This window comes from Acinetobacter sp. 18QD2AZ41W, assembly GCF_009829025.1.
Lineage (GTDB): Bacteria > Pseudomonadota > Gammaproteobacteria > Pseudomonadales > Moraxellaceae > Acinetobacter > Acinetobacter pseudolwoffii.
The window spans coordinates 101903-119560 of the sequence record NZ_WURP01000002.1; the positions used below are offsets into that span (position 1 = coordinate 101903).

The window sequence follows — 17658 nt, forward strand, 5'->3', positions numbered from 1 at the left end:
TCCAAAATTTCAGTGTTCATGCTTTGAATAACAAGCCAATTAAAATAGAAAATTAAACTTTAAATAATGCTTATTTTACAATGAATGCTGGTGCAGAAAATCAAGGGTGCGAATAAAGGTTTGCTGACTCTCTTTTTTGCCCATAAAAAACTGGTATTCATGAATCAGCCAGGCTTTAGATTCCGGATAAAATACCTCGGTCACTGCAATATTCCGGGCCTTGAGTGTCTCTACAAAAGGTAAGGATTGAGTATCGGTCAAAAAATCTTTATTACCGCCACTGATGAACACCGGCGGATAAGCATTTGAAATATGCTGGATCGGGGAAATCTGCTTTAAAAATTCGACATCATCTTTCTGGTCGCCCGTATAAGCCTGTACCAGATTATAAACGCCCCATTCGACCATTTTGATTTCATCCGGTGCTTTTTGCACAAAGGCCTGTAGATCGTAAATACCACAATGCAAAATCAAGCCTTTGAGCTGCATTGGCTGAATATTTGGACTAAAATTGGATTGTTGTGAAAACTCTGGATTGGTCAACAACGCGGCATAATGACTGGCCAGATTGGCACCGGCAGAATCTCCGGCTAAATACAGTTGTGCTGCATCAATGTGATAGTTCTCGGCATGCGTGTTGATAAATGCCAACGCCTGATTAATTTGCTGAAGTTGACTCGGATAAGTCACCTGCGGCGCAAACTGATATTGTACAGAAATCACGTTATAGCCTTGCGCCGCCAATAGCTTAAAATAGCCGCGGGCATGTGCCTTGGAACCTGAAATCCAGCCACCGCCATGAATCCAGACAATGGTCGGTCTCGGGCCTAGATTCTGAATATTTTGCGGTTGATACAGATCGAAGCTTAAATCTTGTAGCGGCTGGTACACAATATTGTTTTGTACCCGAACAGTTTTAGGGGCATAACGATCCATCACTTTTTGTTGTAGGCCCGTAGTCATATTGAAGGCACTGGCAATTAGCCTGCTATTTTGTACGGTATTCTGACAGCCCGCTAACATCATCGAGCTGACCAGCACAAGATTTACCGCGATATATCTCACAATTTCAATTTCCCTATATTGATAAAAATCAAGCGCAGGCAGTTTAACTGAAATGCTCAAAAACCAAAAACTTAATCCAGTTCGTTCTGGCAGCAGAGGTGAAAATCCCCAGTTTTTTGCTCGGATTTATTTGCCCATTTCTTTACAGTTTTATGTGAATAATAGTTGTAATTTAATGAGTTTTTTCATTTTTTTAGGTTTTGCAATTGCACCTGTAGAGTCACTGTGCTATCAATGAATCAGAAGCGAACAATAAACATTTGGAGTAAAAAAATCATGGCCTATCAGCATATTTTAGTTCCGGTAGACGGCTCAGAAATTTCTTTTTCCGCAGTACGACATGCTGCAAAAATTGCCAAAGCATTTGGTGGCCAGCTTTCCCTGATCAGCCTGATTGCAGAAGATCCTTTTACTGAAGCTGATTTCTATTACAGCTCATCTATCATGAAGGAATATTTTGTACAGGCGCATGCCAATGCCAAAAATGCCCTGAAAGAAGCCACTGCGATTGCAGCGACTGAAGGTATTGAAGCTCAGTCACGGATCGTCACGGGTCTGGTCAATGCCGAGCACATTGCCAAAACTGCTGATGAAGTAAAAGCAGACCTGATTGTTATGGGTTCTCATGGCCGTAAAGGCTTCCAGAAAATGATTCTGGGCAGCTTTGCACAGGATGTTTTAGGTGCCAGTGAAATTCCGGTTCTGATCGTGAAAAAATAATCAAAGCTTTGCGCATCTTCAAGGTGCGCATTACCCGGTTTTCTATATTTGATTTCAAACCAAACCGTACGTTATGGAGATTCACCCACCCAAATCCTATTTTCCTTACTGCAATAATAAATATCAGGAAGCACCATGAATAATTATGATCATCTTCTCGTAGCACTCGATGAGTCCTCGATTTCCTATGCTGCCGCAGAACATGCCCTCGAACTGGCCAAAGTATTTCATAGCCATGTCACCTTACTCAGTGTCATTGCGGTTGACCCTTTTAAGGGCGTAGATTTTTATAAAGTTGCTCCAGCAGTCACAGATTACTTTATGCATGCAGAACAAAATGCGCTTGATCGCTTAAATGACCTGAAACAGAGCTTTGTTCGTGAAGGCATACAGGTCACGACAAAAATCCTGCATGGTATGGCACCTTCAGAAGGAATCTTACAGGCTGCAAATGAATCACCGACTGATGTCATTATTATGGGTTCACATGGCCGTAAAGGTTTGCAAAAACTCATGCTGGGTAGTGTGGCGCAAAATGTGCTGGCACTTTCTGATATTCCAGTACTGGTGGTCAGACAATAACAGGTATTGATGAAAGCCTGAGCTGAGCAGGCTTTTAGCGAAGCTTTTGATTCAGCTCACTCAAGAAGATTTCTGCATCAAGCTGGCTTTGAAATACTTTCTTGTATTCCCCGACCTGCTGAACAGAATGAGGCGTATATTGAATCGAGATTTCAAGTAAGCCATTTTCAGGATTCTTGCTGACATGCACGGCAATAATATGCTGGCTATTTAAATAAAAACCATCTTCAATTTTCACTAACATATCTTAAATGACCTCCAGTAAGTGGATCTCTAAGATCCTTTTACCCCCTGCTTACAGCTTAATAAATCAGTACTCTTGTCGGTATAGCAATACTGTACACGCTTTGGTTGCCACATAGTGCATCAGCGTATTTCAAATGTATCTAAACCGGCCATTTGAGATCAAAACAGATAAAAAAACCGGATCTTGATGATCCGGTTTTTTTTATACAGACTGAATTTTATATGCTTAGCATACTATTTAATGTCTCAGACACATTTTTAGATTTGACCAGTGGCTTCAATACTTCAAGTTGCGCCTTGACTTCACTGCGTTGCGGCTCAGCAAGGGTGTACCAGCGTGACAATACTTGCAGCAGACGTGAGCCCACAATTGGGTTTTTCTGATCTAGATATTTCGCCAGACCAATAAAATGCTGCACACCAAAGCTCCAGGTATTCACCGGGTTGGCGTTCAGACCACCGCTCACAGCACGGATCCGGTTTGGTACAGCCAGATCATAATCAGGATGCTGGGTCAGATAGGCAATGGTTGCATCGGTTGCTTTTGGATGCGCTGCCTGCACCATAAACCACTGATCTAAAGACAGGGCTTCGTCTTCAAAGCGGCTATAAAAGTCTGCCAAAGCTTCTTCTGCTTGTGGTGCATCGTTCCAGACCAGAACTTTCAGGGCGCCCAAACGTTCAGACATATTACCTGTGTGGTACTGTTCATAGGCCAAATCAAAGGCAGATGCATCTCCCTGACGGGCGATCATCGTCAGCATGATGTTTCTTAAAGCACGTACACCCATCGCTTGCGAGAATTCAGATTGCAGATCAGGATCCAGATCGAGATACGTCTCTTTGGCTGTTTCACCAAAGGTACGTGCCAGCGTATGCAGCAAAGCCTCACGCTTTTCCTGAATCATGACCGGATTATAGTCCTGATCAATACGGCTGCCCAAATAACCTTCAGACGGTACATCAAACAGACGTGATGCCAACAGTGGATCTTTTTCTATCACACCCGGCAAGGTATTCAGCATCGCCGCGATATAAATATCCGCAGGCTGATCATCCAGCAAGATACGCTCTAATAACGTTTGAGTGGCTTGCCACTGGTTGAAACCATTGGTCTCATATTGCAGCAGGAAGGCCAATTCTTGTTCTGAATAGTCAAAGTCCAGATTGACTGGCGCAGAAAAATTACGCAACAAGGACACCACCGGTTTGCTGCTTATGCCGCTAAATTCAATCGTGGCTTGTTCCTGATCAAACAGATACACCCCATCTTTCACGCCATTTTCAAAGAGTGCTTCAGAGTTCAACTTTAACTGCTCACCGGTTTCGGCATCAAACAGCGCCAAAGCCACTGGAATAGGTACCGCTTTCAGATTCGGATATTTGGCATGGGTTTTCAGGCTTTGCTTCAAGCTAAGACGATAAGTTTGCATTTCAATATCATATTCGGCTTTTACTTCAAGTTTCGGTGTACCCGGCTGGTTATACCAGGTCAGGAAGTTGGATAGATCCACCCCTGAACCTGCGGTGAGCGCGGCCACCCAGTCTTCCACCGTTACCGCCTGACCATCATGACGGCGGAAATACTCATCGGTACCTTGGCGGAATTTTTCCTTGCCCAGCAAGGTCGCCATCATGCGGTTAATTTCCGCCCCTTTTTCATACACGGTTGCGGTATAGAAGTTGTTAATTTCGACAAAATGATCCGGGCGTGGTGGATGGGATAGCGGGCCAGAATCTTCCGGGAACTGATGTGCCTTCAGAACCGCCACATCATCAATACGCTGTACCGCAGCCGACTGTAAATCTTCCGAGAAAGACTGGTCACGGAACACGGTCAAGCCTTCTTTCAAGCAGAGCTGGAACCAGTCACGGCAGGTAATCCGGTTACCAGTCCAGTTATGAAAATATTCATGGGCAATCACCGACTGTACCCGCATGATCGCAGCATCAGTGGTAAATTCTTCATCGGCGAGCACACATGAGGTATTGAAGATATTCAGCCCTTTGTTTTCCATGGCACCCATATTAAATGCACTGGTCGCCACGATCATGTAATTGTCGAGGTCATATGGCAGGCCATAATGCTCTTCATCCCAACGCATGGAATGTTTTAGCGCTTCCATGGCAATCTTGCATTTTGGAATATCTTTTTCTTCTGCATAGATTTCCAGTGCCACATTGCGGCCTTCTGACGTAACATAGGAATCTTTCATCACCGCCAGATCACCAATGACACAGGCAAAGAGATAACTTGGCTTTTTGGTCGGGTCCTGCCAGATGGCGTAATGACGGTTGGCATCAACTTCCCCGGTTTCCAGCAGGTTACCATTGGCGAGTAAAACAGGATATTTCTTGTCTGCTTCGACACGTGTGGTAAAGACCGACAACACATCCGGACGGTCTGGATAGAAGGTAATTTTACGGAAACCTTCTGGCTCATTTTGGGTTACAAACAGATCTGAACTGGCCTGATACAGACCTTCCAGCATAGTATTGCTTTCCGGATGAATTTTCACCACGATTTCAAGCAATACCTGATCAGGTGCATTGGCAATCAGCAGTTGCTCAGCATCCAGACTGTAGTCACTGGCATTGAGTATTTGACCATTTAACTGAATCGATTGCAGTTCCAGATCTCGTCCGAGCAAGACCAGATCACCGGCAGTTTGACGCTGCATCTGCAGTTTGCTGCTGACCAGCGTATGATCCGCATAGACCTGAATATTCAGCTCGATAGAATCGACGATAAAGGAGGGTTTTTGGTAGTCTTTTAAATAAATGGTTTGATCCGCTTCGATCACCGGGTTTGCCGCAATATTCATGTCCTGTCCTAATCTTTATCTTATTCGACATTGTTCATGTCAAAATCATACGCCAAGTTTTAAACGCTGTCTGTGCATTTGTATTGTTCGCTCTAATATGGGCATTGTACGCACCACTTTCAATGCATTTTGCCTAATTGTGCAGCATTCGATTAAGCTTAAGAAATATCTATGCCAAATAAACAGCCAGAATCATAATTTCTTACATTATTATAAATATTTGATTTAAAGATATATATTGATATCCAAATTACACTTCACAAATACAGATTAAAAAATAAGCACACTTCTTGCTAGAGTTAAGCTGTATTTCCCCGCCCTTAAAATTAAAGAATAATGATAACCATGAGGTGAGCCATGTACTTAAAAAAACATATTGTACGAATGGAAAATATCAAAACCCTGCAAACACTGGATCAGGCCAATATTGACCATAAAGTCATTGCACTCTTGATGAGCTGTGAAGGTATTCCTCTTCAGGCACATGAAGTGACTGCCATTCTCAACAGCTACGATGCCCTCGGTACCAAGAAAGTTCCATCTAAAAAAGTTCAAGCCTTAATTCACGCCAAACATCGCGGACAACAAGACGAAACCTTACCATGCCCAGTCTAAAACCCGTCATTTCATGTTTTTAAGATCAGAGCTACTTCGGTAGCTCTTTTCATGTGCGCGTATATTTTTTGCTGACGTAAAATAGCATCAGTCAACTACATTTGCCTCGCATCAGCGGTGTATAATCAAATGCCCGTCCATTCTAAAGTTGCTCGCGCCCATGGTATTCAGTGTTCTGCAAAAACAGCTTGATGAAAGCACCCACTGCCCGCTATGTAAGGCATCGATGTATTGGATTGAGGCGGAACAGTATGATCAGGAGATGAGTTACCATGAATGCAGCCATTGCCAGCATCAGCTTCATCCGGATCAAAAAAATAATTGTTATTGCGCACAGTGTCTGGCCCAACGTAAACGCATGCTCAAGGAAGTCCGTTTACAGGAAAATCGTCTCTATCATAAAAAACAGGACCGGCCGGTTCCTGAGCTCAATCAGCTCAGTTTTATCAATAAACTGTTTCTACTTTCGATTTTAGATGAACAAGTACAGGAATATAGCCAGCACCGCGAATATATCGACTGGCATCAAATTCGCTATTTTTCCATCAGTCCGAACTATCTGTTTCAACATTGTCTGGTCAAAAATATGCTCAGAGAACAGATTTTAATTCCCAAAGATGTGCAACAGGAAAATCAGCACTATTATATTAATGTACGTCTGGATGGCTATTCTGAACCGAGCCTGTTCAGCATTACCCAGCAACTACGCAACTGGTTTTATCAGAACCTGAGTCAAGGTGTGCCCTTTAAAAGTGCAGATGAAGTCAAAGATGCCCTGTATTGTCTGCTATATGAGGAGATCATTCAGTTTGCGCAATTTTACTGTCGTAGCTGGAATGTGCAGATTGCCGGAAATCAGAGCTTTCAGACCTTTTGCTATCGCCTTTTAGATGTCTTGGCAGTGGGGCAGATTTATTATCTGGTACAGACCGCACTGGAATATCTATATAAGCAAAAAGCGCTTAAGCCACGCAATGAAAATTTTATTAATACCAATCTGCTGAAAAAAACCTTACAACAGTATCGGGAACGTTCTGTCACGGAAAAATGGGAAACCTCTACCCTGCCACGCCCGCCACAACTGGCCTTCAGCAAGATGAGTGAAATCCTGTTTTATCGCTTCCTGGGTTATGATGAGAATATTTTCTTTCAGCCGGTCTGGCGCTCATGGCATAAAATTGAACCGCGCCTGAAATTTTATTCGCAGAAACGTTGTATGCACTGCGGTTCACAGGAGCTTTCGGTGGATTATGATGCCAGTGACTATGTCAGCCTGTTCTGCCGTAGCTGTAAGCATCAGGACCATTATTTTACCCGCTGAGCGAAGATACGACTTAGATTACTTTTTGACAGATGATCATTATGAATACTTCTACGCAAGCACTACAGCACACGCTTCTGGATCAAATCTGCGAGGCATGGTTAAAGTTACAGCAACATCAGCCATTGGTGCATATCATGACCAATGCCGTGGCCAGTAATTATGTGGCCAATGTGGTGCTGGCTGCCAATGCTTCCCCCGCCATGATCGATAATCCTTTTGAGGCCGAAAGCTTTGCCAAAATTGCAGCTGCGATCAATCTCAATCTGGGTACACCGACCACCGAACAAGTACAGGCCATGCACATTGCTGCGGAAACGGCACATCGTCTGAAAAAACCATGGGTACTGGATCCGGTTGGTTATGGAACGGTACTGCATTGGCGCTCGAATACGGTAGATCAGTTACTCAATTCCCATCCGACAATTTTACGGGGCAATGCCTCTGAAATTGGTGCTTTGGCCGGCAAGCGGATCGAATCCAAAGGTGTGGACAGTACCATCAATAGTGCCGATGTTTATTTACAGGCACAAAGCTTATTGGCGCATTGTGACTGTGTCGCGATTTCCGGTGAATCTGATTACATCATTTCCAGAGATTATCCGGTAATACAAGTATCAGGCGGATCATATTTACAACCGCGAGTCACGGCCACCGGTTGTGCACTTGGTGCACTGATTGCAGCCTATAGTGCTGTAAGTTCTCCCGCAATCGCGGCACTCGCTGCACATGTGCATTTTGCAATTGCAGGTCAACGGGCTTTTGAACGTGCGCCACAGCTTGGCCGTTTTAATGTGGCTTTTCTGGATGAAGTCCATCAACTTAATACTGAAAGCATTCGACAATACGCCAACTTTCAAATTTTGCCGGGAGCAGTTTAGTTTGCTAGCAGCTTTAAGGGGTGTTTGCAGGTTTGCATAGACCTGACACCCCACTTTTAGCTGTACATCGCTCACATCTTCTACTAATTTCTGAAGAGATAGGTTGCTTCTGAATCCTACGCTGAAACTATTTTGAGCATGATCGGTGGTTAACTGAGTAGGCTTCATATAACTTAACTACCGATTTCCACCAAAGGAATCAAACTTTTGTTTGATCTGTTTTCACATGATCCCAGCTGAAATCATGTGAATTATAATTTAATTATTCAGCAGGATTTGAATGTTACTTTTAAGCTTTAATTAACAGGCTCTATTGATCAATATCCAGTATGTGATTCTGCTTATGCTGCATTACGAATCTGGCTTTTAGACTTAAAACTCTAGTGCAATATCAAGCCATTCAGCTCAATATCCAACTTGAGTGATAGTCTGCATCGAATGATAAAAAATCTGTCTGAACAATGACCTCACTTTGTTTTAATAAGGACAATTGAGAAAAGATGCATTAAAAAAAGTCAGCTGCCACTAGAGCAACTGACCTTCAAGATTTGAACAAAGCAAGTGTTTAAGCCGCGTAATGAATACTGACTGATTTGATACGATTGCTTTCAATTTCAGTGACTTTGAACTGTACACCTTGATAATCCAATTCAGTACCGACTTCGACCACACTGTTGGTTTTATCCAGAATCAGACCCGCAACACTGATATAACCAGCATCTTCATCAATCAGATCAATCATGCCGAGTTCAAGCTCAAGCTGATACAGATCCAGCATACCTGAAGCGATCCAGTGGGAATCGTCAATTCTGACCAAATCAAGTTGTTCGTCTGCATCCGGGAACTCACCGGCAATGGCTTCAAATACATCTAGTGGTGAGATCAAACCCTGTACATTACCAAACTCGTCGCTCACCAAGACCAAAGAGCCTTTAGATGTACGCAAAGTATTGATCGCATCAATAACTTTCATCTTTTCAAAGATATAAATTGGACGATGGCGTTTGATCAGGGCTTTTAACTCTTCCGGTTCTTCCAGCACATCCAGTAATTCCTTGGCACGTACGATGCTAATCACCTTATCCAGGCTGCCACGACATACCGGAAACAGGCTGTGGGGAACAGATAGAATTCTTTCACGGATCTGTTCCGGGCTATCCTCTAGATCGACCCATGAAATCTGACTGCGCGGTGTCATGATCGAAGCGACTGAACGCTCTGCAAGGGTCAATACCCCGCCAATCATGTAACGTTCTTCATCTGCAAAGGCTTCTTGAGCTTCATTTTTGTCAGTATCAGTGGTTTCCAGCTTGCCGCCCATTAACTTCAAAATAGAATCAGCCGTACGATGACGCAAAGGAATCTTAGATTCATGCTTTGCTGCATTACGCTGGCCGAACTGGTTGAACGCTTCGATCAAGATCGCGACACCAATACCTGAATAGATATAGCCTTTTGGAATATGGAAACCAAAACCTTCTGCAATCAGACTGATACCAATCAAAAGCAGGAAGCTTAGACACAGAATCACCACAGTTGGATGACGGTTTACAAAACTGGTCAATGGTTTCGATGCCAGTAGCATTACACCCATCGCAACAATCATTGCAGCCATCATGACGTAAATATTGTCGACCATACCAATTGCAGTAATCACTGAATCTAAAGAGAATACAGCATCTAAAACAACAATTTGGGCAACAACAGCAGTGAAACTTGCATAAACCACCTTAGTGGTCAATTTGACTTCAGGCTTACCTTCTATCTTTTCATGTAACTCTGTGACGGCCTTATACACCAAGAACAAGCCACCAAATAACAAGATCAAGTCCCGACCGGAGAAGGTCCAGTCAAACAGGGTGATCAACGGCTGAGTCAAAGTGACCAGCCAAGCAATGGCAAACAACAGGCCCAGACGCATCAATAATGCGAGTGAAAGACCGATGACACGAGCTTTATCACGTTGTTCAGGAGGAAGTTTTTCAGCCAGAATGGCAATAAAGACTAGGTTATCAATACCTAAAACGATTTCAAGAATAATAAGAGTAATTAAACCTACCCAAATTCCGGGATCTAATAAAAATTCCATTAGAGAACTACCCCGTTCGAGTAAGCTAGAAATAGAGATGGAAGATCAACGCACGGCGAGGGATCCATTAAATTTAACCTATGTAACTTAAGACCATTCCATTATGCATAAACTGAGTATTTTGTAATGTATTAATTTATAAAAAAATTACATGATTATGATTTTCCTTAGACTTTTTTCATTAATCAGTGTGTATAAAACGCATTAAACTTAATTTTTTCTTCACAAATTATTTTACTTTAATTAAAAATATGCAGTAATTACCATTCATTAGCTCAACCACTTTTAAAGTGAACTAAAAATTCAGCCATCAAATATATACCGATTAAAAAAGCAATCAGTTAAAATAGGGCTTGAATTTTTTGATGGGGAAATTCCTCCGCATAACTGCATAGATCCATCAGCAAAATTGTCTGGTTGATTAAAATCAGAGTGATTGCATTTTGGCCGATAAGCGAATCATGCTGTCGAATGACAAACCATTGCGGAAAATGATTCCGCCTCAGAAATATACAATTAAGTATTAATTTTACACAAAATATTATTGCCTTTCATCCGATTTAAAATGGCCATTCTCTGTCCTGAATCAGCGCATATGCAGAACTGCTCGACTTCTGGGGCTATTAAGAAAAACTAAAAAGTGCAATCTCTTTAACATTTTTAAAATAAAGGTTGAAACATGCATAAACTTTTTCATAAAATGGACGGGCCCTAGAAAAATAAATACAAGGAACATTTCATGACTAAGAAATATGCAAAATTTTTACCGTGTACGGAAGAATTTAATTTAGAAAACTTTCCCTATTATTGGGTTACTCAGGTTCATGCTCAATATGTACTTAATGTCGATCACGCACTTAAAAAATATGGTGTAGACAATTCGCGCCGCCGTATCCTTCTTGCCTTAAAATCCAAACCGCATGCGAGTGTATCCGACTTATCAGAGATGGTCGTATCTAAAATGTCGACCACCACTAAAATCGTTTATCGCTTAAAAGATGAAGGTCTGGTTGAGACTTATTCATGTGAAGATGATGCACGAATTACCCGGGTATTTTTGACCGAAAAAGGCATGCAAATGACACATAAGATCAATGATCTGACCAATATAGTACTAGAGCAGTCATTTGAAGGCTTGACGCCTTTGCAAATTGAAAAAACCATGGAAAGTTTACGTCATATTTTTAAAAATCTGGCTCGTTAAAAGTCCTACTTTTTATTTTTAAATAGACGCTGGCGAATTGGCATACTTTCAATAATAAATAATTCACCGGAGCTTTCTAAGAATCAAAAAAGTTCAGTTGTGGGCTGGCTTTTTTGATTTTTTCTTTGGGAACATGTGAACATTCAAACTCTTCTTCCGGAAAGCCGTGTACAAAACTCCGAATATCCGGATGACTCAGTGTCAGCCATTCTTGTAGTCGCTCATGTGGAATTACGATCACCGAACGTTTGATGTTTCCAGGCTCATGAAATTCTTTCATCATCGGATGGTCAATGGCATCCATCGTAATCATGCTGGCAGATCGTACAATTTCCCCTTGTACTCGTGTAATCTCATATACTGCCGCAATAAAAGTCGCCTGACCATCTTGACGTCTTACACCCCAACGCTGTGGTTTATTGTCAAAATATTTGGACTCATAAAACTCGGCAACAGGAATGACCCCAAAATGACATTTGGCAGTGGCTTCAGCAAAGGTTGGCTTTTGCAATAAAGTTTCATTTCTGGCGTTATAGGTCTTGGTAGCTATACTTTTATCTTCTGCCCATTTTGGAATCAGGCCAAAATTTACCAACCGCCATTCCAGTCCTTGAGCTGAATGAAATAACAGCGGTGTAGCATAATTGGGATAGACCTCTTCCGGATATTCAAAGGGAATTTCGGGCAACCCCAGATTATGCAATTGTTCTAAGCTTAAAGGTTTAAAGTTGGCACACATGGCGGATTAATGTAAATCATTCGACCACTCGATTATAACCTGATGTCTGAGCCAAACCTGTAATATTGATATAGATTTGAGTATCATGAATTCGGTATGGTCAACCAGTGTGTCCGGGTAAACTCCTCAAAAATCCAGCGACCATTAAAACGTCCTAGTCCTGAGTTTTTCTCGCCGCCAAAGGGTGCATTAGACTGATCTGCAACACTGATCCCGTTAATATGGGTCATGCCAATATCCAGTTGTGCCGCAAAAGCGCTGCCGCGTTCGATATTTGATGTACAGACTGCACTGGACAAACCGAACTCTGTTGCATTGGCTAGATTTAAAGCATGGGCCTCATCACGTGCTTTTAAGATCGGTAAAATCGGACCGAAGCTTTCTTGTTGTGCTAAATCAGAATCGGCTGCGACGTTAATGAAAATATGCGGATAGACCAGATTTCCTTCAATTCCGCCCTCATATACCAGCTGTGCGCCCTGCTCGCTGCCTGTCTGAATGATCTGTTGATGCTTTTTGACCTGACTCCGATTAATGATCGGCCCGATGATGGTATCTTCCAGATTCGGATCGCCCACTGGAATCATTTTGACCCGATCCAGAAGCTTATCCACATAAGCATCATGAATAGATGCATCGATAACAACCCGATTGGTGCTCATGCAAATTTGTCCCTGATGCATAAAACGCCCCATCAAGGTCAGTTCAACCGCCAGATCAAGGTCGGCATCATCCAGAATCACCAAGGGTGCATTGCCGCCCAGTTCCAGTGCCAAACGTTTGATTCTGGAACTGGCCAGAGCTTTACTGCCGACACTTTTCCCCACTTCAGTCGAGCCGGTAAATGAAATCATTTTTGGCACTGAATGCTCGACAAAATAATCCCCGATTTCACTGCCAGCACCGGTAATAATATTCAATGCACCCGGAGGCAAACCGGCTTCTTCAAATAATTTCCCGATTAATGTACCGCCAGTCACCGGCGTATCACTGGCTGGTTTCAAGACAACCGTATTGCCACAGGCAATCGCTGTCGCCACTGAACGCAAGGACAGATGAAATGGAAAGTTCCATGGGCTGATGACTGCAATCACGCCTAAAGGTTTACGCAAGACCAAACTTTTCCGTACTGGATCTTTGCTTTCGAGCTGTTCAGTTTTCAGCTGATCTGGAAATGCCAGACTTTCGTGAATAATCCCCAAGGCAGCATCTACCTCAAGGCCGGCTTTAATGCGCGTACTGCCTGATTCAATAATCAGCCAGTCAATGATTTCTGCACGGCGCTGCTGAATAATATTAATTAAATTTTGCAATACTGTTTTACGGACTTCAATGGAATTCAAAACACCCTGTTGAAAAGCCTGTTCTGCTGCCGTATACGCACTGTCTACATCGACAGAGCTGGCAGCTGCAAGACTCATAATTTCGGTTTGGGTAAAAGGATTGATATTTTTTATGATTTTGGTTGAAGTTCCATGTTGCCACTGACCATGAATAAACTGCTGGTCTAAGTCCTGATATACCGTCATCATTTTATTGTTCCTCGCAAGCTTTGCTCCACTTTAAGAGTTCAACTGAAAAATTTCTAGTCAGAAAGACAGCCGCTTACCATTAGACAATAAAAAAGCCTCCGAAGAGGCTTTTTTAAGTTAGACGGGATTAGTCACCTGTATAACCTTTTAACTTTAAACGTGCTGCATGTAAAAGTGGCTCGGTATAACCTGATGGCTGTTCACCACCTTTAAAGATCAGGTCAGACGCTGCCTGGAATGCAATATTGTTGGCAAAGTCTGCAGACATTGGCGTATACAACGGATCATTGGCATTTTGCTGATCTACAATTTTCGCCATACGCTGCATCACTTCTTCTACTTGCTCACGGCTTACCACACCATGACGCAACCAGTTCGCCACGTGCTGTGAAGAAATACGTAGAGTCGCACGGTCTTCCATTAACCCGACATCGTTGATATCGAGTACTTTAGAACAACCTACACCTAAGTCTACCCAGCGAACCACATAACCCAAGATCCCCTGACAGTTATTTTCAAGTTCTTTGGTTTTCTCTTCTTCAGACCAGTTAGTGTCTGTTGCTAATGGTGGCGTTAACAAGTCATCTAGTGACAAGGCTTCAGTTGCCAATAACTCTTGCTGACGATCCGCAACATTAATCTGATGATAGTGAATCGCGTGAATTACCGCACCTGTTGGTGATGGCACCCATGCACAGCTCGCACCTGCTTCCGGATGTTCAGTTTTGGTTTTATACATGTCGAGCAACATATCTGGTTTTGGCCACATGCCTTTACCGATTTGCGCTTTGCCACGTAAACCTGCTTGCAGACCGATCATCACGTTACGGTTTTCATAAGCCGGGAACCAGATCTGACCTTTGACTTCGCCTTTACGTACGAATGGGCCTGCTTCCATAAAGGTATGGATTTCGTCACCGGTACGGTCCATGAAGCCTGTATTGATGAAAATAGTACGGTCTTTGGCTTGTGCAATACAGTTCTTCAGGTTTACAGAAGTACGGCGCTCTTCATCCATAATCCCGATTTTTAAAGTTTTTGCAGGCAAACCCAGTACCTGTTCCGCACGTTCAAACAATTCAACGGCAAATGCCACTTCTTCAGGACCATGCATTTTTGGTTTAACGATATACATTGAACCTTGACGCGAGTTCTTGATGGTATTTTCACCTTTGATGTCGGCAAAAGACAACAATGGTGTAATCAAGGCATCCATGATGCCCTCAAAAATCTCTGCACCATCGACCAAAATGGCAGGGTTTGTCATCAAATGACCGACATTACGCAGCAACATCAATGAACGACCATGAACCTTGGTTTCACCACCTTCCACATTTTTGAAAGTACGGTCTGCATTCAGTGTACGGGTAACTGTTTTACCATTCTTCTGAATGGACTCTTCTAAAGTGCCTTTCATCAGACCTAACCAGTTACGATAGCCTTCCACTTTTTCTTCAGCATCAACCGCTGCAATCGAGTCTTCCAAATCCTGAATGGTGGTAACTGCAGCTTCAAGAACTACGTCTTTTACGCCAGCGGCATCAGTCTGGCCAATCGGGCTCGTTGCATCAATTTGCACAATAACGTGCAGACCGTTATTTTTAAATACGATTTCAGTCGGTGCTGACGCTTCGCCATTGAAGCCAACAAATTTAGCGCTATCCGCAACAGTCGTTGTAGAACCATCTTTTAATGTTACAACCAGTGCGTTGCCATCAACTGCATATTGAGTTGCGTCTGCGTGTGAACCTTGTGCCAATGGGAAAGTTTCGTCAAGGAAGTTTTTCGCAAATGCGACAACTTTCTCACCACGTTTCGGGTTATAGCCTTTACCTTTTTCCGCGCCATCTTCTTCAGAGATCACGTCGAAACCATAAAGTGCATCGTAGAGAGAACCCCAACGTGCGTTGGCTGCGTTGAGGCAGTAACGTGCATTACGTACCGGTACCACCAGCTGTGGGCCGGCCAATACGGCAATTTCTTCGTCTACATTTTCAGTGCTGATTTGAAAATCTTCTACTTCTGGTAACAAGTAGCCAATTTCAGTCAAGAAAGCTTTGTAAGCTTGTAATTCAAATGTGTTATTGCGGTGCCATTCATCGATTTTCGCTTGAATGTCATTACGCTTAGCCAAAAGTGCTTTATTTTTAGGGCTAAGATCAACAACGACTTGTTCAAAGTTTTTCCAGTAAGTTTCACTATCCAAACCAGAACCTGGTAGTGCTTCATTTTCGATAAAATCGTAAAGTTCTTTAGCAATCGCTAACTTGCCTTTTTGAATACGTGCAGTCATTGTCTTTCCTGATATTGCTACTTTTTATACAAGAGATTCTAGTATACCGATTAAAATCTAGCTGAATAGTATTATCAAATTGCTAAATACTGAGCATTTTTCATAATATGAGTACCCTCATAAACATATCAGACGTCGCTCAGCCGCATTGAGATATCATTCTGCTAAATACCCTAATGACAGTGTATAAAGTTTTCGAAATGTAGAAATTAGACTTAAGTTCAGATTTTCGAGTAAAAATTATGCATTCTAGTTATACACGATCATATTTAGATCAAGATTAAGCCATGTTTGGCCCTAATTGTCGATCATTTACCTGCTTATTTTTATAAAAAAGCGCCGGTCAATGACCAGCGCTTTTATTCTGCTTCCTACTCACTCGAGATAGTTTTCTGAATCTGACGATGTTCAGAATTCAGATATTCATCCGACTGCATTTCCAGCAAACGTGAACGCGTCCGTTCAATTTCAAAGACCAGTTTTTCACCCTGGTAAATATCAACAATATTGTCTTCCGAGGTCAATAACAGTTTGACACCACGGTCATAGAACTCATCGACCAGATAAATAAAACGGCGCGTCCCATCATTGAGGAAATCGGTCAGGTGCGGCACATTACTGACTAAAACCGTATTATAAATATTGGCAATTTCAATAAAGTCAGCCGGGCTACGTGGTTTCAGACACAGCTCAGAAAACTCGCACCACAATACATCTTCGGTATGTGACACAGTTTCCACAATACGGTTATTGATGATAATCGGCTCTTCAGAGCAGGTTTGCGTCTGAGTCAAAGCGCTGAAACGTTGCGCAATCCAGTTTTTATGATCATGGGTTAATGGGAATTTGAATAACTGCGCCTGTTTTAATACGCGTAAACGGTAATCGACGCCGGCATCGACGTTTAACACCACACAGTTTTTCTTGACCAGTTCAATCGTCGGCAGGAAACGGTCACGATGAATCCCGTTTTTATACAAACCATCTGGGGCAATGTTCGAAGTTGCAACCAAAGTAATCCCGCGTTCAAACAGTTTCTGGAACAGATCACTCAGAATCATGGCATCGGTGACATTGGATACAAAGAACTCATCGAAACAGATAATCACCGCGTCTTTATAAATCTGATCCGCGACCAGATCCAGCGGATTACGCTGCCCAGAGAGCTTATTTAATTCACGATGCACATGCTGCATAAAGTGGTGAAAATGCATCCGGGTTTTACGGCGAAATGGAATCGAATCATAAAACTGATCCATTAACCAGGTTTTGCCACGACCGACACCACCCCACATATACACGCCATTGGGAGAAGTCTGACGGCGAAAACGGCGAAAGGCTTTTTTCGAGGCCTTAAAACGCTGAATCAATTCCAGCCAGACACGATTCAGTTCATGTACTGCCATTGCCTGTGCATCATCAGGCATAAACTGTCCCGAAGATATCGCTTGTGCATAACGTTCTGCAGGAGAAATCGGACTAAAGGCGGTGCTGTGCTGTGAATTAAAATCGGACATAGAGTTTCGTACTATTTGGGATCAATTTA

At 42.7% G+C, this 17658-nt stretch carries 14 protein-coding genes; 6 read left to right on the forward strand and 8 right to left on the reverse strand.

Annotated elements, in window-relative coordinates; genetic code table 11:
• Window positions 1-75: 75 nt before the first annotated feature.
• Window positions 76-1065 carry an alpha/beta hydrolase gene (locus tag GVV58_RS03460; RefSeq protein WP_100329631.1) on the reverse strand — a complete coding sequence of 330 codons (990 nt, stop codon included), beginning with the start codon at window positions 1063-1065 and terminating at the stop codon, window positions 76-78.
• 276 nt (window positions 1066-1341) lie between these two features.
• On the opposite strand from GVV58_RS03460, the gene GVV58_RS03465 reads away from it, so the two are divergent.
• Together GVV58_RS03465 and GVV58_RS03470 are read left to right on the forward strand one after the other, a co-directional pair.
• Window positions 1342-1785, forward strand: coding sequence for a universal stress protein (locus GVV58_RS03465; RefSeq protein ID WP_005170452.1), 444 nt, complete (start codon window positions 1342-1344; stop codon window positions 1783-1785).
• Window positions 1786-1920: 135 nt separating this feature from the next.
• Window positions 1921-2367 carry a universal stress protein gene (locus tag GVV58_RS03470; protein WP_005097283.1) on the forward strand — a complete coding sequence of 149 codons (447 nt, stop codon included), beginning with the start codon at window positions 1921-1923 and terminating at the stop codon, window positions 2365-2367.
• A 34-nt stretch (window positions 2368-2401) separates the two neighbouring features.
• Here the strand turns inward: GVV58_RS03470 and GVV58_RS03475 are convergent, their stop codons facing one another.
• Window positions 2402-2611 carry a hypothetical protein gene (locus tag GVV58_RS03475; protein ID WP_005097285.1) on the reverse strand — a complete coding sequence of 70 codons (210 nt, stop codon included), beginning with the start codon at window positions 2609-2611 and terminating at the stop codon, window positions 2402-2404.
• 220 nt (window positions 2612-2831) lie between these two features.
• Entirely contained in the window at window positions 2832-5438 is a 2607-nt protein-coding gene (pepN, locus tag GVV58_RS03480) for an aminopeptidase N (protein WP_159516013.1), read from the reverse strand.
• Between the two features lie 357 nt (window positions 5439-5795).
• Between pepN and GVV58_RS03485 the strand changes: the two genes are divergently transcribed.
• From GVV58_RS03485 to thiM, 3 genes are all read left to right on the forward strand, one after another.
• The gene (locus GVV58_RS03485; protein ID WP_005097289.1) at window positions 5796-6053 is read left to right on the forward strand and encodes a hypothetical protein; all 258 of its coding nucleotides are present in this window, start codon (window positions 5796-5798) and stop codon (window positions 6051-6053) included.
• Between the two features lie 160 nt (window positions 6054-6213).
• Window positions 6214-7374, forward strand: a complete 1161-nt coding sequence (locus GVV58_RS03490; protein WP_159516014.1) for a hypothetical protein — start codon at window positions 6214-6216, stop codon at window positions 7372-7374.
• Between the two features lie 32 nt (window positions 7375-7406).
• Window positions 7407-8255 (forward strand): hydroxyethylthiazole kinase, encoded by an 849-nt coding sequence (gene thiM / locus GVV58_RS03495; RefSeq protein ID WP_171063326.1) that lies wholly within the window; start codon window positions 7407-7409, stop codon window positions 8253-8255.
• A 565-nt stretch (window positions 8256-8820) separates the two neighbouring features.
• On the opposite strand, the gene GVV58_RS03500 is transcribed toward thiM, so the two are convergent.
• Window positions 8821-10344: a TerC family protein gene (locus GVV58_RS03500; RefSeq protein WP_005097293.1), complete on the reverse strand. Its 1524-nt coding sequence runs from the start codon at window positions 10342-10344 to the stop codon at window positions 8821-8823.
• Between the two features lie 739 nt (window positions 10345-11083).
• Between GVV58_RS03500 and GVV58_RS03505 the strand changes: the two genes are divergently transcribed.
• Window positions 11084-11548: a MarR family winged helix-turn-helix transcriptional regulator gene (locus GVV58_RS03505; protein ID WP_005097294.1), complete on the forward strand. Its 465-nt coding sequence runs from the start codon at window positions 11084-11086 to the stop codon at window positions 11546-11548.
• A gap of 76 nt (window positions 11549-11624) precedes the next feature.
• Here the strand turns inward: GVV58_RS03505 and GVV58_RS03510 are convergent, their stop codons facing one another.
• The 4 genes from GVV58_RS03510 to zapE form a co-directional block, all read right to left on the reverse strand.
• Window positions 11625-12287, reverse strand: a complete 663-nt coding sequence (locus GVV58_RS03510) for an SOS response-associated peptidase family protein (RefSeq protein ID WP_159516015.1) — start codon at window positions 12285-12287, stop codon at window positions 11625-11627.
• Between the two features lie 83 nt (window positions 12288-12370).
• Window positions 12371-13819 (reverse strand): aldehyde dehydrogenase family protein, encoded by a 1449-nt coding sequence (locus GVV58_RS03515; protein WP_159516016.1) that lies wholly within the window; start codon window positions 13817-13819, stop codon window positions 12371-12373.
• 127 nt (window positions 13820-13946) lie between these two features.
• Complete coding sequence (locus GVV58_RS03520; RefSeq protein WP_159516017.1) at window positions 13947-16112, reverse strand: malate synthase G; 2166 nt, start codon at window positions 16110-16112, stop codon at window positions 13947-13949.
• 371 nt (window positions 16113-16483) lie between these two features.
• Window positions 16484-17629 carry a cell division protein ZapE gene (gene zapE, locus GVV58_RS03525; RefSeq protein ID WP_100329613.1) on the reverse strand — a complete coding sequence of 382 codons (1146 nt, stop codon included), beginning with the start codon at window positions 17627-17629 and terminating at the stop codon, window positions 16484-16486.
• Window positions 17630-17658 lie beyond the last annotated feature (29 nt).

Coding starts and splice junctions, on each gene's coding strand:
- thiM (WP_171063326.1), top strand. CDS start 7,407: ATGATCATTATGAATACTTCTACGCAAGCACTACAGCACACGCTTCTG.
- GVV58_RS03505 (WP_005097294.1), top strand. CDS start 11,084: ATGACTAAGAAATATGCAAAATTTTTACCGTGTACGGAAGAATTTAAT.
- GVV58_RS03515 (WP_159516016.1), bottom strand. CDS start 13,819: ATGATGACGGTATATCAGGACTTAGACCAGCAGTTTATTCATGGTCAG.
- GVV58_RS03500 (WP_005097293.1), bottom strand. CDS start 10,344: ATGGAATTTTTATTAGATCCCGGAATTTGGGTAGGTTTAATTACTCTT.
- GVV58_RS03465 (WP_005170452.1), top strand. CDS start 1,342: ATGGCCTATCAGCATATTTTAGTTCCGGTAGACGGCTCAGAAATTTCT.
- GVV58_RS03510 (WP_159516015.1), bottom strand. CDS start 12,287: ATGTGTGCCAACTTTAAACCTTTAAGCTTAGAACAATTGCATAATCTG.
- GVV58_RS03490 (WP_159516014.1), top strand. CDS start 6,214: ATGGTATTCAGTGTTCTGCAAAAACAGCTTGATGAAAGCACCCACTGC.
- GVV58_RS03520 (WP_159516017.1), bottom strand. CDS start 16,112: ATGACTGCACGTATTCAAAAAGGCAAGTTAGCGATTGCTAAAGAACTT.
- GVV58_RS03485 (WP_005097289.1), top strand. CDS start 5,796: ATGTACTTAAAAAAACATATTGTACGAATGGAAAATATCAAAACCCTG.
- GVV58_RS03475 (WP_005097285.1), bottom strand. CDS start 2,611: ATGTTAGTGAAAATTGAAGATGGTTTTTATTTAAATAGCCAGCATATT.
- pepN (WP_159516013.1), bottom strand. CDS start 5,438: ATGAATATTGCGGCAAACCCGGTGATCGAAGCGGATCAAACCATTTAT.
- GVV58_RS03470 (WP_005097283.1), top strand. CDS start 1,921: ATGAATAATTATGATCATCTTCTCGTAGCACTCGATGAGTCCTCGATT.
- zapE (WP_100329613.1), bottom strand. CDS start 17,629: ATGTCCGATTTTAATTCACAGCACAGCACCGCCTTTAGTCCGATTTCT.